12 protein-coding genes are annotated in these 15,400 nt (G+C 71.3%); 1 reads left to right on the forward strand and 11 read right to left on the reverse strand.

The features are described 5' to 3' along the window. Positions 1–113 precede the first annotated feature (113 nt). From infB to dxr, 9 genes are all read right to left on the reverse strand, one after another. Positions 114–3,200 (reverse strand): translation initiation factor IF-2, encoded by a 3,087-nt coding sequence (gene infB, locus VG296_RS10200; protein WP_325565388.1) that lies wholly within the window; start codon positions 3,198–3,200, stop codon positions 114–116. Between the two features lie 187 nt (positions 3,201–3,387). Further along, positions 3,388–3,654, reverse strand: a complete 267-nt coding sequence (locus VG296_RS10205) for a YlxR family protein (protein ID WP_325565398.1) — start codon at positions 3,652–3,654, stop codon at positions 3,388–3,390. Between the two features lie 173 nt (positions 3,655–3,827). Continuing rightward, complete coding sequence (gene nusA / locus VG296_RS10210; protein ID WP_325565389.1) at positions 3,828–4,820, reverse strand: transcription termination factor NusA; 993 nt, start codon at positions 4,818–4,820, stop codon at positions 3,828–3,830. A 6-nt stretch (positions 4,821–4,826) separates the two neighbouring features. Further along, on the reverse strand, positions 4,827–5,393 hold the full coding sequence (gene rimP / locus VG296_RS10215; RefSeq protein ID WP_325565390.1) for a ribosome maturation factor RimP: 567 nt from the start codon (positions 5,391–5,393) through the stop codon (positions 4,827–4,829). A gap of 132 nt (positions 5,394–5,525) precedes the next feature. Next, positions 5,526–7,265 (reverse strand): proline--tRNA ligase, encoded by a 1,740-nt coding sequence (locus VG296_RS10220; RefSeq protein ID WP_325565391.1) that lies wholly within the window; start codon positions 7,263–7,265, stop codon positions 5,526–5,528. Positions 7,266–7,353: 88 nt separating this feature from the next. Continuing rightward, positions 7,354–8,211, reverse strand: coding sequence for a GNAT family N-acetyltransferase (locus VG296_RS10225; RefSeq protein ID WP_349259516.1), 858 nt, complete (start codon positions 8,209–8,211; stop codon positions 7,354–7,356). Between the two features lie 237 nt (positions 8,212–8,448). Further along, entirely contained in the window at positions 8,449–9,603 is a 1,155-nt protein-coding gene (gene ispG / locus VG296_RS10230; RefSeq protein WP_325565392.1) for a flavodoxin-dependent (E)-4-hydroxy-3-methylbut-2-enyl-diphosphate synthase, read from the reverse strand. A gap of 323 nt (positions 9,604–9,926) precedes the next feature. Further along, on the reverse strand, positions 9,927–11,132 hold the full coding sequence (locus VG296_RS10235) for an RIP metalloprotease (protein WP_325565393.1): 1,206 nt from the start codon (positions 11,130–11,132) through the stop codon (positions 9,927–9,929). Between the two features lie 146 nt (positions 11,133–11,278). Continuing rightward, positions 11,279–12,499, reverse strand: a complete 1,221-nt coding sequence (gene dxr, locus VG296_RS10240; protein ID WP_325565394.1) for a 1-deoxy-D-xylulose-5-phosphate reductoisomerase — start codon at positions 12,497–12,499, stop codon at positions 11,279–11,281. Between the two features lie 130 nt (positions 12,500–12,629). Between dxr and VG296_RS10245 the strand changes: the two genes are divergently transcribed. Continuing rightward, positions 12,630–13,544, forward strand: a complete 915-nt coding sequence (locus VG296_RS10245) for an AfsA-related hotdog domain-containing protein (protein ID WP_325565395.1) — start codon at positions 12,630–12,632, stop codon at positions 13,542–13,544. Between the two features lie 84 nt (positions 13,545–13,628). Here the strand turns inward: VG296_RS10245 and VG296_RS10250 are convergent, their stop codons facing one another. Both VG296_RS10250 and VG296_RS10255 read right to left on the reverse strand, forming a co-directional pair. Next, on the reverse strand, positions 13,629–15,074 hold the full coding sequence (locus tag VG296_RS10250) for an aldehyde dehydrogenase family protein (protein ID WP_325565396.1): 1,446 nt from the start codon (positions 15,072–15,074) through the stop codon (positions 13,629–13,631). A 101-nt stretch (positions 15,075–15,175) separates the two neighbouring features. Then, positions 15,176–15,400: hypothetical protein (locus VG296_RS10255; protein WP_325565397.1), on the reverse strand; the 225-nt coding region annotated here is incomplete at its 5' end.

Consider the following 15,400-nt stretch of genomic DNA (forward strand, 5'->3'; position numbering starts at 1 on the left):
AGGGCTAGCCCAGCCCGGGGGATTTGATGAGCGCCCGAGCGGGCCCGGTGCACGAGACTCGCACACCGGGCCCGTCGGGACCAAGGGAATTACCTCGGGGTCACCCGCACGCCTCAGACGCGCGGCTTCTCCCGCATCTCGTAGGTCTCGATCGTGTCGCCGACCTGGATGTTGTTGTAGGAGCCGAGGCCGATACCGCATTCGAAGCCCTCGCGGACCTCGGTGGCGTCGTCCTTGAACCGGCGCAGCGAGTCGATCGCCAGGCCCTCCGTGATGAGCGTTCCGTCCCGGATGACCCGTGCCTTGCTGTTGCGCCGGATCGTGCCCGAGCGCACCAGGCAGCCCGCGATGTTGCCGAACTTGGAGGAGCGGAAGACCTCGCGGATCTCCGCGCTGCCGAGCTGCACCTCCTCGTACTCCGGCTTGAGCATGCCCTTGAGCGCCGCTTCCATCTCCTCGATCGCCTGGTAGATGACCGAGTAGTAGCGGATCTCGATGCCCTCGCGGTCGGCCTTCGTCCGGGCGCGGCCGTCGGCCCGCACGTTGAAGCCGATGATGATCGTGTCGCTGGTGAGCGCCAGGTCCACGTCGGATTCGGTGATCGCGCCGACGCCGCGGTGGATGATCCGAAGGTCGACCTCCTCGCCGACGTCCAGCTTGAGCAGCGCGTCCTCCAGGGCCTCGACCGAACCGGACACGTCGCCCTTGATGATGAGGTTGAGCTGCTGGATGTCGCCCGACTTGAGGGCCTTGTCCAGGTCCTCGAGGGAGACGCGCACCCGGCGGCGGGAGAGCAGCGCGTTGCGCTCCCTGGCCGAACGGCGCTCGGCGATCTGCCGGGCGACGCGGTCCTCCTCGACCACCAGGAAGGTGTCGCCGGCCCCGGGCACCGCGGTCAGACCGAGCACCTGCACCGGACGGGAGGGGTCCGCCTCCTCGACGTTGTTGCCGTTCTCGTCGAGCATGGCCCGCACTCGGCCGTGCGCGTCGCCGACCACCATCGTGTCGCCCACGCGCAGCGTGCCGCGCTGGACCAGCACGGTGGCCGTGGCGCCGCGGCCGCGGTCCAGGTGCGCCTCGATCGCGACGCCCTCCGCGTTCTGGTGCGGGTTGGCCTTCAGGTCCAGGGACGCGTCGGCGGTCAGCACGACCGCCTCGAGCAGGTCCTGGATGCCGATGTTCTCCCGCGCGGAGATGTCGACGAACATGGTGTCGCCGCCGAAGTCCTCGGCCACCAGTCCGTACTCGGTGAGCTGGCTGCGGACCTTGAGCGGGTCCGCACCCTCCTTGTCGATCTTGTTCACCGCGACCACGATCGGCACGTCGGCCGCCTTGGCGTGGTTCAGCGCCTCGATCGTCTGCGGCTTCACGCCGTCGTCGGCCGCGACCACCAGCACCGCGATGTCGGTCACCTTGGCACCGCGGGCACGCATGGCGGTGAACGCCTCGTGGCCCGGGGTGTCGATGAAGGTGATCCGCCGCTCGCCGTCGCCGATCTCGGCCGTGACCTGGTAGGCGCCGATGTGCTGGGTGATGCCGCCGGCCTCGCCCGCCACGACGTTCGCCTTGCGGATCGCGTCCAGCAGGCGGGTCTTGCCGTGGTCGACGTGGCCCATGACGGTGACCACCGGCGGACGCGGCGCGAGGTCGTCGTCGTCGCCCTCGTGCTCGCCGAAGTCGATGTCGAAGGACTCGAGCAGCTCGCGGTCCTCCTCCTCGGGCGAGACGATCTGGATCTCGAAGCCGATCTCCGAGCCGATCAGCTGCAGGATCTCCTCGTTGACCGACTGGGTCGCGGTGACCATCTCGCCGATCGCGAAGGCGGCCTGCACCAGCGCGGCCGGGTTGGCGCCGATCTTCTCGCCGAGGTCCATCAGGGACGAACCGCGGGTGAGCCGGACGACCTGCCCGTTGCCGCGCGGCAGCATCGCGCCGCCGATGGACGGCGCCTGCATGTTGTCGAACTCTTGCCTGCGCTGCTTCTTCGACTTCCGGCCACGGGCCGGGCCACGGCCGCCGGGACGGCCGAACGCGCCCTGGGTGCCGGCGCCGCGGCCGCCACGGCCACCGCCGCCGCCACCGCCGGGACGGCCGGCGAAACCGCCGCCACCGCCGCCGGGAGCGCCACCGCCGCCGCCTGGACCGCCGCCGAAGCCGCCCGGACGGGGGCCGAAGCCGGATCCGGGGCCGGGACGCGGACCGCCGCCGCCACCGGGACGCGGGGCGCCGCCGGCCGGACGCGGACCGCCGGGAGCACCGGCGCCGCCGCGGCCGCCGCGGTCGCCGCCGGGGCCCGGACGCGGGCCGCCGGGACCGCCGCCGCCGGGACGGGGGCCGCGGTCCGAGGAGGGTCCTGGACGGTTGGGCATCATGCCCGGGTTCGGGCGCGGGCCGCCGCCGGGACGCGGGGCGGCCGGACGCGGCGGCATGCCGGGACGCGGCGCGCCGGGCACCGCGCCATCGCTGCGGCCGGGCGCCTCGGACGGACGCGCGCCCTGCGGACGCGGTGCACCGGGACGCGGCATGCCGGTCGAGCCCGAGGTGAACGGGTTGTTGCCGGGACGCGGGCCCTGCGGGCGCTGGCCGGAACCGCCGGGACGCTGGCCGGAGCCGCCGGGGCGCGGAGCACCCTGGCCCTGGCCCTGCCGGTCGCCGCGGTCGCGGTCGGGACGCGGTGCGCCCTGGCCGCGGTCACGGTCGCGGTCGCCGCCGGGGCGCGGGGCGCCGCCGGAACGCGGGGACTGCTCGGCGGGAGCCGGACGCGGGGCCGGCTTCGGCCCCGGCGTCGGACGGCCGCCGGTCGCCGGTCCCGCGGCAGGGGCCGGAGCCGCCGCCGCTGCGGGCGCGACCGGAGCCGCGGCCTCCGCCTGGAACTGCGGGGTCTGCGGGGCAGCGGCGGCCGCTGCCGCCGGACGCGGCGCGGGGCCCGGCCTGGGCGCGGGGCCCGGCTTCGGACCGCCGCCGTTCGCGGCGACCGGACGCGGCTGCGGGGTCGGCCTTGGCGCGCCGGTGCGCGCCGGGGCGGCGGAGCCGCCCTTGCCCTCGGCCGCGAGGGCATCTCTCAGCTTTCGCTCGACGGGCGCCTCGATCGTCGAGGACGCCGAACGGACGAACTCACCGAGGTCTTGCAGCTTGGCCATGACGACCTTGCTCTCAACACCCAAATCCTTGGCGAGTTCATAGACCCGGACCTTGGCCACTTCACTCCTTCTTCGGTCCGCGTCTTCTCAGTCCGCGCGACCGTCGCTGTCACTTCATGGGCGTGCTCATCGCTGTGTGCTCATCGCGTGCTCATGATGTTTCTCTACCTGCTTCCGCCTGTTTTCGCCGTTCCCACCGAACCCCTTCGGGTGCCCGTGACCTGCTCGCTCCCCTCGCCGGCCCGCCTCAGTCCCGCCCGTGCACCGCGAGGGCGGCGCGCAGCGGCTCGAGGTCCAGCGGGCCACCCTGCAGGCGCAGAGCCCGCGGGAAGGCCCGCCTCCTCTCGGCGAGAGCGAGGCATTCGGGCCGCGGATGCACGTAGGCACCGCGTCCCGGGAGGCGCCGACGCGGATCGGGCCGGACGCTCGGGGCGTCCGTTCCCTCCGTCACCGCGACGACACGGAGCAACAGGTCCTGCGCACCCCGTTCCCGGCATCCGACGCACATGCGCATCGGGACACCGCGGACCTCGGGGATTTCCGGCAGGCCAGTCACACTCTATGCTACCGCCATTTCCCCTCGGCTCCGGACCGGCCCAAGATCGGCGGTAGGTACAGTGTACGGGGCAACGTACGCCCGCGGATCCTTATTCCGTCACAGCTGACGGAGGCTCAGACCCCTTGCGCCTACTTCTCTTCCGCGACGTCCGACCGGATATCGATCCGCCACCCGGTGAGCCGGGCCGCGAGCCGGGCGTTCTGGCCCTCCTTGCCGATGGCCAGGGACAGCTGGTAGTCCGGCACGATGACCTGCGCGGACCGGGTCTCCAGGTCGAGGATCTTGACCTTGGAGACCTTCGCCGGGGACAGCGCGGAGGCGACCAGCTTCTCCGGGTCGTCGGACCAGTCCACGATGTCGATCTTCTCGCCGTGCAGCTCGGTCATCACGTTGCGCACGCGCGACCCGACCGGCCCGATGCAGGCGCCCTTGGCGTTGACCCCGGACTTGCGCGAGCGCACCGCCATCTTGGTCCGGTGCCCGGCCTCACGGGCCAGCGCGGAGATCTCCACGGTGCCGTCGGCGACCTCCGGGACCTCGAGCGCGAAGAGCTTGCGCACCAGGTTCGGGTGGCTGCGGGACAGGATCACGGCCGGGCCGCGCGGGGTGCGCCGCACCTGGACCACCAGGCACTTGATCCGCAGGCCGTGCGTGTACTGCTCGCCGGGCACCTGCTCGGGGGTCGGCAGCATGGCCTCGAAGCGCTCCTGCTTGCCCGAGTCGATCTCGATCAGCACGTGCCGAGGGTCGTCGCTCTGCTGCACCCGGCCGGAGACCAGGTCGCCCTCGCGCGCCGCGAAGTCCTTGAACACGGCCTCGTCCGAGGCCTCGCGCAGCTTCTGCGAGATCACCTGCCGGGCGGTGGCCGCCGCGATCCGGCCGAAGCCGCTCGGGGTGTCGTCGAACTCGAGCCCGATCGGGGCGCCGGCGTCGTCGGTCTCCTTGACGAACACGGTCACGTGCCCGCTCTTGCGGTCCAGCTCCACCCGGGCGCCCGGCCGCGCTCCCTCGGTGTGCTCGTACGCGTGCAGCAGCGCCTGCTCGATGGCCCCGTACAACAGGTCGGGCGAGATCTCGCGATCCTGCGCGAGATCGCGCAGCATCCTCATGTCGATGTCCATCGGTCCTCAGCTCTGCTCGTCCTCGTCGGCGCCGTCCTCGTGCTCCGCGGCGACTTCGTCGTCCAACTCGTCCGCCGTCCCGGGACGGTTGAACTCCACCTGCACCTTGCCGCGGCCGAGCTCGGGGTAGGCCAGCCGCCGCTCGCCGCCCTTGGTCCCCGGCTTCTTGCCGGGCAGCTCCAGGGTGACGCCCTCCTCGTCGGCCTCGATGATCCGCCCGGTCAACTCGCCGCCCGCGGTCAGCGGCACCTGCACGAGCCGTCCGACGGCCCGCCGCCAGTGCCGCGGCAGCGTCAGCGGCCTGCTGACGCCCGGCGAGGTGACTTCGAGGTCGTAGGGTGCCTCGCCCATCGGGTCGCTCTCGTCGAGGGCCGCGCTCACGGCCCGGCTCACCTCGGCGATGTCGTCCAGCGAGATCCCGCCGTCCCCGTCCACGATCACGCGCAGCAGCTGCCGGGAGCCGGCCCGCTGCGCGGTGACGTCCTCGAGGTCGTAGCCCAGCGCGGCCACGACCGGCTCCAGCTGTTCGCGGAGCTTGGCCCCGTCGAGTTTGGCGCGGGCGGCGGGGCTCATCGGAAGGGCTCCTCGACTGTGCTCGATGTGAATTCCCGCGAGGCGGGTGGAAAGTCAACGCGGGCAGGACCGCGAGGTCCGCACTTTACAGGGTAGTCGCTCGCGGTCCGCCGGAAAGCCTTGCCGAGCCGCTCAGGCCGTGAGCGCCGCGACGGCCTCGGCCAGCGGCACGTCCCGCCGCTCGCCGGTGGCCCGGTCCTTCACCTCGATGACTCCCTGGGCCAGGCCCTTGCCCACGACGGCGATCGTCGGCACGCCGATGAGCTCGGCGTCCTTGAACTTCACGCCCGGGGAGGTGCCGCGCCGATCGTCGAACAGCACCCGCAGGCCGGCCGCGTCCAGCTCGGCGGCCAGCTTCGCCGCGGCATCGAAGACCGCGTCGTCCTTGCCGGTGGCCACCAGGTGCACGTCGGCCGGGGCGATCTCGCGCGGCCAGACCAGGCCGTACTCGTCGTACTTCTGCTCGGCGACGGCCGCGACCGCGCGCGAGACGCCGACGCCGTAGGAGCCCATCGTGACCCGCACCGGCTTGCCGTCCGGGCCGAGCACGTCCAGCTGGAAGGCGTCCGCGTACTTGCGGCCGAGCTGGAAGATGTGCCCGATCTCGATACCCCGATCGATGGACAGCGCGCCTCCGCACCGGGGGCAGGCGTCTCCGGCACGCACCTCGGCGGCGCCGATGGCGCCCTCCGGCGCGAAGTCCCGGCCGTAGGTCACGTGGGCGGCGTGCCTGCCCTCCTCGTTGGCCCCGGTGATCCAGGACGAGCCGGGGACGACCAGCGGGTCCACCTGGTACGTGTATCCGGCCTCTGCGAGCCCCTGCGGGCCGATGTAGCCGCGGACGAGGGCCGGGTGCTTTGCGAAGTCCTCGGCCTCGAACATCTCGATCTCGGCCGGGGAGACGGCCGCCTCGAGCCGCTTCATGTCCACCTCGCGGTCGCCGGGCACACCGACGATCAGGACCTCGGGATCCTTCTTGCCCGGGTACCGCAGCTTCACGACCACGTTCTTGAGCGTGTCCGCCGCCGTCGTGCCCTCGAAGCCCTCGAAGCCGCGGAAGACCTCGACCAGGCTCGCGATCGTCGGAGTGGAGGGCGTGTCGTAGACCCGCGCGGCCGCGGTGCCGGACGCGTCGATCTCGGCGCCCGGACGGCCCTCGACGGCCTCGGTGTTCGCCGCGTAGTCGCAGTTGGTGCACTGCACGAAGGTGTCCTCGCCGGTCGGGGCCGGGGCCAGGAACTCCTCGGAGGCCGAGCCGCCCATCGCGCCGGACATCGCCGAGACGATCCGGTAGTCCATCCCGAGCCGCGTGAAGATCCTGATGTAGGCCTCGCGGTGCAGCTCGTAGGAGCGCTTGAGGCCCTCGTCGTCCAGGTCGAAGGAGTACGAGTCCTTCATCAGGAACTCGCGGCCGCGCAGGATTCCGGCGCGCGGACGGGCCTCGTCCCGGTACTTCGTCTGGATCTGGTAGAGGATCACCGGCAGGTCCTTGTAGGACGAGTACTCGCCCTTGACCATGAGGGTGAACATCTCCTCGTGCGTCGGGCCGAGCAGGTAGTCGCCGCCCTTGCGGTCCTTGAGCCGGAAGAGGTTGTCGCCGTACTCGGTCCACCGCCCGGCGGCCTCGTAGTACTCGCGCGGCAGCAGGGCCGGGAACTGCACCTCCTGGGCGCCGATCCGGTCCATCTCCTCCTTGACCACGCGGGCGATGTTGTCCAGCACGATCTTGCCGAGCGGCAGCCAGGAGTAGATGCCCGGGGCGACGCGGCGGACGTAGCCGGCGCGCACCAGCAGCTTGTGGCTCGGCACCTCGGCGTCCGCCGGATCGTCGCGAAGGGTGCGAAGGAACAGCGACGACATGCGCGAGATCACTGCGGGACTCCTCGAATAGCGGACACTCTTGCCTGACAACCGAGGATATCCGTCATCGCGGCGTACGCCGAACGCGTTGCCGAAAGGATCAGAACAGAATGGACGCGAACTCGGAGACCTCGCGGAAGCCGACCCGGTGGTACGCGGCGCGGGCCGGGGCGTTGAAATCGTTGACGTACAGGGTGACCAGCGGCGAGAAGTCGCGCAGCGCGTATTCGACGACCGCCGACATGCCGCCCTCGGAGATCCGCTGCCCGCGGTAGCGCGGGTTGACCCAGACGCCCTGGATCTGGCACGCCTCCCTGGTCACGGCGCCGATCTCGGCCTTGAACACGACCTCGCCGCCGTCGAACCAGGCGAACGCGCGTCCGCCGCCGATCAGCTCGGCCACCCGCTGCCGGTAGCTGTGCCCGCCGTCCGCGCCGATCGGCGAGACGCCGACCTCCTCGGTGAACATGGCCACGCAGGCCGGCATCAGGGCGTCGAGCTCGGTCGGACGCACCGGCCGGATCCGGAAGTCGGGCGCGATGGTCGGCGAGGATTCGCGGATCGCCATCACCGGCTGGCTGGACCGGATCTCCCGCGGCGCTCCCCAGTGCGCGCCGAGGTAGCCCCACAGGTCGAGCACCGGCTCGCGCGGCCCGACGATCGAGGAGCAGCGCCGCCCCTGCTTGCGCGCGCGGTCGGCGAAGGCGCGCACGGACTCGGGCGTCGCGTTGACCGGCACCAGGTTGGCGCCGGAGAAGCACATCGAGCTGAGCCGTCCGCCGACGTGGAATCCCCACAGCTCGCCGCCCATCTGCCACGGGTCGAGCCCGGCCGTGGCCACCCGGGAGGCGATGAAGACGTTGTCCACCGGATCGCGGCTGAGCAGGTCGAGAACGTCCTCGACATCGCCCTGTCCGAGCACGCGCGCCGCGGCGGACGGGGAGAGCAGCCGGGTCATCATGTTCACCGGGGGCTCGCCCCCGAACTGATGCGCGTCACCGGATGGGCGGCGGACACAGCGACGCCGCGTAGGGCGCGTTGGGCGCGGGCGCGGCACTCAGGGGGCACAGCACCACTGTAAGCCCTGGAGAGGAAGTTGTAATCGCGGATGTAACGAACGAGCCGGTCCCGGCGGTCTGAGCGACCCGCCGGGACCGGCTTCCGTATCAATGCACGTACTCGGCCGAGGCCCGGCTCAGACCGCGGAGACCTGCGGCTCGCCTTCGCCCAGGTCGACGCCGAGCTCCTCGGCCAGCCGGGCGGCCTCCTCGACGAGCGTCTCGACGATGCGCGCCTCCGGCACCGTCTTGATGACCTCGCCGCGGACGAAGATCTGCCCCTTGCCGTTGCCCGACGCCACGCCGAGGTCCGCCTCGCGCGCCTCGCCGGGACCGTTGACCACGCAGCCCATGACGGCCACCCGCAGCGGCACGTCCAGGCCCTCCAGCGCCGCGCTGACCTGGTCGGCCAGCGTGTACACGTCCACCTGGGCGCGGCCGCAGGACGGGCAGGAGACGATCTCCAGGCCGCGCTTGCGCAGCCCGAGCGACTCGAGGATCTGGTTGCCGACCTTGACCTCCTCGACCGGAGGCGCCGAGAGAGAGACGCGGATCGTGTCGCCGATGCCCTCCGCGAGCAGCGCGCCGAAGGCCACGGCCGACTTGATCGTGCCCTGGAACGCCGGGCCCGCCTCCGTCACGCCGAGGTGCAGCGGGTAGTCGCACGCGGCGGCCAGCTGCCGGTAGGCCTGGATCATCACGACCGGGTCGTTGTGCTTCACCGAGATCTTGATGTCCCGGAAGTCGTGCTCCTCGAACAGCGAGCACTCCCAGAGCGCGGACTCGACCAGCGCCTCCGGCGTGGCCCTGCCGTACTTCTCGTAGAGCCGCGGGTCGAGCGAGCCGGCGTTCACCCCGATCCGGATCGGGGTGCCCAGGTACTTCGCGCGCTTGGCGATCTCGCCGACCTGGTCGTCGAACTTGCGGATGTTGCCCGGGTTCACCCGGACCGCCGCGCAGCCGGCGTCCAGCGCGGCGAAGACGTACTTCGGCTGGAAGTGGATGTCCGCGATCACCGGGATCTGCGACTTCTTCGCGATCATCGGGAGCGCGTCCGCGTCGTCCTGCGAGGGCACCGCCACCCGCACGATCTGGCAGCCGGACGTGGTCAGCTGCGCGATCTGCTGCAGCGTGGCGTTCACATCGGAGGTCAACGTCGTGGTCATGGACTGAACAGACACCGGGGCGTCCCCGCCGACCGGCACGCTGCCCACCTGGATCTGCCGGGAGACCCGACGAGGAGCGAGCGGCTTGGCCGGAACGGACGGAGTGCCGAGTGCGACGGCGGTCATCTGTCGGGGTCTCCTGCGAGTCGTGACGATCCTGCGGCGACTAGGTCCAGCGTGGCTTACAGCAAGATTCTCGCCGCAGCTGGGCCCACTACCCCATCCACGCTACGGTACGTCCCTCTCAACGGTGGACACCGGTCGCCGAACGGCACACGGTCTTCACCCGATCTTCACCGCCACGGGTCAGTCGAGGCGGTCTTCACCCGATGCTGTCAACAACTCCACGGGTCAGTCGAGGCGGTCTTCACCCGATGCTGTCAACAACTCCACGGGTCAGTCGACGCGGTCTCCACCCGATGCCGCAACAACTCCCCGGGTCAGCCTGGTCAGCCGAGGCGGAGGGGGTTGCTGACGTCCGCCACCACGAGCAGCACCGTCAGGCAGACGAAGAAGAGCAGGAACCCGTAGGCGACCGGCATCATCTTGTTCAGGTCGACGCGGCCCGGGTCCTGCTTGCGGAACAGCCGGTAGACCCGCTTGCGCGCCTCCTCGTAGAGCAGGATCGCGATGTGCCCGCCGTCCAGCGGCAGAATCGGCAGCAGGTTGAACACGCCGATGAAGACGTTGACCTCGGCCACCAGCAGCAGCACTGAGCCGAGGCCGCCCTGCTGGAACAGCGTCCCGCTGACCTCGGCCATGCCGACGACGCCGACCGGGCTGCTGGTGGACCGCTGCGTGTGGTGCACGGTCGAGTCGAACAATCTGGGGATGGACGCCGGGATCGAGGCCAGGCCGGAGAAGGTGTCCTTGATCGAGGTCCAGAAGTCGCTGCCGCTGGTCTTGATCGCGACGAGCGGGTTCTGGTGCACGGTCGTCGCGCCGAGGCTGATGCCGATCAGGCTGCCCTTGCCGGTGCTGCCGTTGGTCTGCGTCACGGCGTTCGAGCTCACCGGGGTGACGGTCGTGCTGTGCGTCGCGCCGCTGGAGTCGGTGTAGGTGATCGTCGCCGGCTGGCCGCCGGGCAGCGCGTGCAGCGCGTTGACCAGGCTCGTCGCGTCGCTCACCGGCTTGCCGGCGACCTCGGTGATCTTGTCCCCGGACACCAGCCCGGCCGCCGCGGCGGGAGACTTCTGCGCGCTGCTGCAACCGGTGGTCGCCCCCGCGCTGGCGCCGCTCGGCACCATGCAGGTCGAGACCGAGCCGACGCTCGTCGTGCTCTGCTGCACACCCCAGGCCATCGGCACGAAGGCGAAGATGAACAGCGCGATCAGGAAGTGCATCAGCGAGCCGGCGGACAGAGTGAGCAGCCGGTTGCGCGCCGGCATGTTCTTCAGCGCCCGGTCCTCGTCACCCGGCTCGATCTCGTCCAGGTCCGTCATTCCGACGATCTTGACGTAGCCGCCGGCCGGGATCGCCTTGACTCCGTACTCGGTCTCGCCGCGCACGAAGGACCACAGCCGTGGTCCGAAGCCGACGAAGAACTCGGTGACCTTGCCGCCCGACCAGCGCGCGCACCACATGTGCCCGGCCTCGTGCAACACGATCGAAACGAGCAGAGCGAGCACGAACAACAGCGCGCCTACCACACCCACGCTTGACTACCCGCCTTCGCTCGCCTGTTCCACAGTCTGCCGCGCATCGACCGTCTCCAGGGAGAGACGCACGACGACGCGCGGAAAGTTCCGTACCGCGTTCACCGCCCCGGGCCATCGCCCCGCGAACGGTGTGCTTCTCAACCTTAGCTAGCCCGAGCGAGCTGCGCGGCACGTTCCCGGGACCAGGCGTCCGCGGCAAGCACCGCCTCCAGGCTCAGCTCGCCGCGTCCGACCTGGTCGGGCGAGGCCTCGTGCTCCGCGACGACGGCCGCGACCGTGTCCACGATCGCGGTGAACGGGATGCGGCCCTCCAGGAAGGCGTAGACGCAGGCCTCGTTGGCGCCGTTGAAAACCGCCGGGCTGGTCCCACCCTGCCGACCGACGTGCTTGGCCAGCGCCACCGCCGGGAAGGACTCCTCGTCGAGCGGGAAGAACTCCCAGGTCGCCGCCTTGGTCCAGTCGCACGCGGGGGCCGCGTCGGCGACCCGTTCCGGCCAGCCCATCGCGAGCGCGATCGGGATCCGCATGTCCGGCGGCGAGGCCTGGGCGAGGGTCGAGCCGTCGGCGAACTCGACCATCGAGTGCACGATCGAGCTCGGGTGCACGACGACCTCGATCCGGTCGAAGGGCACGTCGTAGAGCAGGTGCGCCTCGATGACCTCGAGCCCCTTGTTGACCAGGGTGGCCGAGTTGATGGTGACGAGCGGGCCCATCGCCCACGTGGGGTGGGCCAGCGCCTGATCCGGGGTCACATCGTGCAGCTCGTCGCGCTTGCGGCCGCGGAACGGGCCGCCGCTGGCCGTCACGATCAGCTTGCGCACCTCGTCCGCCGTGCCGCCGCGCAGGCATTGGGCGAGCGCGGAGTGCTCCGAGTCCACCGCGACGAGCTGTCCCGGCGCGGCCAGCGAGGTCACCAGGTCGCCGCCGATGATCAGCGACTCCTTGTTGGCGAGCGCGAGGGTGCGGCCCGCCTTGAGCGCGGCGAGCGTGGCCAGCAGGCCGGCCGCGCCCTCGATGCCGTTGAGCACCACGTCGCAGTCGTACGCGGCGAGCTCGGCCACGCTGTCCGGCCCGGCCAGCAGCCGCGGCACCCGCGCGTCGCCGGTGCTGTAGCCGCGGCGCTGCGCCTCGGCGTACAGCTCGAGCTGAAGGTCCTCCGCCGCCGTGCCCTTCGCCACCGCGACCACCTCGACACCGAGGTCGAGGGCCTGCTGGGCGAGCAGCCGCGGATTCTTGCCGCCCGCGGCCAAGGCCACCACGCGGAAGCGGTCCGGGTTGCGCAGGACGACGTCGATCGCCTGGGTGCCGATGGAGCCGGTGGAGCCGAGGATGACGATGCGCCGGGTGCTGGTGCTCGAAGTCATGGGCTCTCTCTCACTTGGGGACACGACATCATTCTCGCGCAGTGCCCGGCACGGACCAACCGGCGTATCCCGGTCGGCGGCCACGGCGAGTCAGCGCCCGAATTCAACTACAAGTCGTTTATATATCCACATGACGGAAATCGACTTGCTCGCGCAGCCCGCGCCGAACCGTTCCGCGCTGGCCGCGCGGAGCTTCGTCCGCCGCCTGGCGCGGAGTCAGCTGTTGCTGACCGACGTGCGCCGGGCCGGCCCGGACGACGAGTTCCGCGCCAAGGTCCACTGGCCGCGCACCCGCCCGACCTTCGACCGCTGCGCCCCCGGCACCGAGCGCCAGGACCCGCTGCTCGTCGCCGAGACGCTGCGTCAACTCGGCATCTACCTGCCGCTGCGCTGCTACGGCGTGGCCGCGGATTCGCGGGTGCTGATCGAGGAGCTGAGCTTCGAGTTCGAGCCGACCGCGGACGAGCCGCCCCGGCCGTATCAGGGCACGGAGGTCACCTGCGCGGCCACCGTGCACCGCGGCACGCCGGGCGCCGGCGCGGACAGGCTTCGCAACCTCGGCCTGTCGGTCCGCCTGTCGGCCGGTGGACGCGAATTCGCCCGCGCGGAAGGCGTCGCCCGCATGCTGAGCTCCGCCGCGTACCGGGCCGTCCGCAACCGCAGACCGGCGACCACGGCCGTCGACGATGCTCAGCTGACGCCGGTCGATCCCGGCCGCGTGGGAGCCTCGTGGCCCGAGGACGTCCTGGTGGCCGTGGACGCGCGCGGCGCCGTGCGGGTCGCGCCCGCCGACCCGCACCACCCGTTCTTCCACGACCACCCGAGCGACCATCTGACCGGGATGGTCCTGATCGGGGCCGTCCAGCAGACGGCCGCGCTGCACGCGAACGAGCCGAACCTGCGCCTGCGCTCCTGCAGCATGCGCGCGGCGCGCTTCACCGAGCCGACCCCGCCGGCGACGGTCGAGTTCGGCCCCGACGGCCGCTTCGAGATCCGCCAGCGCGGCACCGTCACCGCGACCGGCGAGGCCAAGTTCGAGCTCTAATCCCCTGGGCTCGAATCCACCGAGCTCGAATCCACCGAACTCAAATCCACCGAACTCAAATCCACAGAGCTCCGACTCGTGCGGCTACAGGTCGATTCCCGTCAGCACCAGCACTCGCTCGTAGGTGTAGTCCGCCATCGCGTACTTGACGCCCTCGCGCCCTACGCCGGAGGCCTTGGCCCCGCCGTAGGGCATCTGGTCGGCACGGTAGCTCGGGACGTCGCCGACGATGATGCCGCCGACCTCCAGTTCGCGGTGCGCGCGGAACGCGGCCTGGATGTCGTGCGTGAAGACGCCGGTCTGCAGGCCGAACTGCGAGTCGTTGACCTTCGCATACGCCTCGTCGACGCCCTCGACCCGCTGCAGCACGAGCACCGGGCCGAAGACCTCCTCGCGCACGACCTTCGCGTCGTTCGGCACATCGGCCAGCACGGTCGGCGCGTAGGCCGCACCCTCGCGCTTGCCGCCGGCCAGCAGCGTCGCACCCGCGGCCACAGCCTCCTCGACCCACTGCTCGACGCGCTGCGCCGCGGCCTCGCTGATCAGCGGGCCGACATCGGTGGACGGGTCGGTCGGATCGCCCACACCCTGCCTGCCGATCGCGTCGACGAGCTTGTCGACGAGCCGGTCGTACACCGAGGCGTCGGCGATCACGCGCTGTACCGAGATGCAGGACTGGCCTGCCTGGTAGTTGCTGAAGGTGGCGATCCGGTTGGCGGCCCAGTCGAGGTCCGCCTCGGACGAGTAGTCGCCGAGCACGACCGCCGCAGCGTTGCCGCCGAGTTCGAGGGTCACGTGCTTGTGCGGGGCCTGTCCCTGAATCAGCTCGCCGACGACGGTCGAGCCGGTGAAGGAGATGATCGGCAGCCGCGGGTCCTGGTTGAGCGCGGCCATCCGCTCGTTCGGCACCGGCAGGATCGACCAGGACCCGGCGGGCAGCTCGGTCTCGGCCAGCAGCTCGCCGATGAGCAGCCCGGACAGCGGCGTGGCGGGCGCGGGCTTGAGCAGGATCGGCGCGCCGACGGCGATGGCCGGGGCCACCTTGTGCGCGGCCAGGTTCAGCGGGAAGTTGAACGGCGAGATGCCGAGCACCGCGCCCTTGGGGAAACGCCGCACGATCCCGGCGCGGCCGGCCGCCGTGGCGTCGGTGTCCAGCCGCTGCAGCTCGCCGCCGAAGCGGCGGGCCTCCTCGGCGGCCCAGCGGAACACCGACACGGCCCGCCCGACCTCGGCCCTGGCCCACTTGATCGGCTTGCCGTTCTCCGCGGTGATCAGCGCCGCGATCTCCTCGGACCGCTCGCCGAGCCGCCTCGCCACGTGGTCGAGCGCAGTGGCCCGCGCGTGCGCCGACAGCGCGGTCGTCACCGGCAGCGCCGCGTGCGCGGCAGCGACTGCCTCCTCGACCTGCGCGTCGGTCGGGATCGACACCTCGGCGATCGTGGCGCCGGTGTACGGGTTGACGACCGGAAACGAGTCAGATCCGGTGGCCGGACGCCCGGCCAGCCAGAAGCTGCGCGGTTCGGTGGACACGTGGCACTCCTCAGTACGACTTGGTACGGCGGCGATCTACGGGGCCAGATTAGTTCGCCGTGCACCGCGTGTCGCGATACACGTTGCAGCGCAAAACGGCCCTACGCCCTCAAGTTGACGAGAACCGGGGGTGTTCTTATTCCATCGGGTGTCGCCAGCGAGATGAGCGCGTGCCCGACCGGCACCTCGTTGATGATGTCCGAGGGCGACCAGACGTACCGCTCCACGGCCCGCGTCGCCACCGAACGCTGGTATTGCGTGCTGGTCGAGCCGGTCAGCGACTGCACGACGGACTTCTCCCCGCCGCGCCCGAAGCGGCCCGGCGA

This window comes from Actinospica sp. (assembly GCF_035552695.1).
In the GTDB taxonomy this organism is placed as follows: domain Bacteria; phylum Actinomycetota; class Actinomycetes; order Streptomycetales; family Catenulisporaceae; genus Actinospica.

Coding starts and splice junctions, on each gene's coding strand:
- VG296_RS10205 (WP_325565398.1), bottom strand. CDS start 3,654: ATGCGCATGTGCGTCGGATGCCGGGAACGGGGTGCGCAGGACCTGTTG.
- nusA (WP_325565389.1), bottom strand. CDS start 4,820: ATGGACATCGACATGAGGATGCTGCGCGATCTCGCGCAGGATCGCGAG.
- rimP (WP_325565390.1), bottom strand. CDS start 5,393: ATGAGCCCCGCCGCCCGCGCCAAACTCGACGGGGCCAAGCTCCGCGAA.
- VG296_RS10225 (WP_349259516.1), bottom strand. CDS start 8,211: ATGACCCGGCTGCTCTCCCCGTCCGCCGCGGCGCGCGTGCTCGGACAG.
- ispG (WP_325565392.1), bottom strand. CDS start 9,603: ATGACCGCCGTCGCACTCGGCACTCCGTCCGTTCCGGCCAAGCCGCTC.
- dxr (WP_325565394.1), bottom strand. CDS start 12,499: ATGACTTCGAGCACCAGCACCCGGCGCATCGTCATCCTCGGCTCCACC.
- VG296_RS10245 (WP_325565395.1), top strand. CDS start 12,630: ATGACGGAAATCGACTTGCTCGCGCAGCCCGCGCCGAACCGTTCCGCG.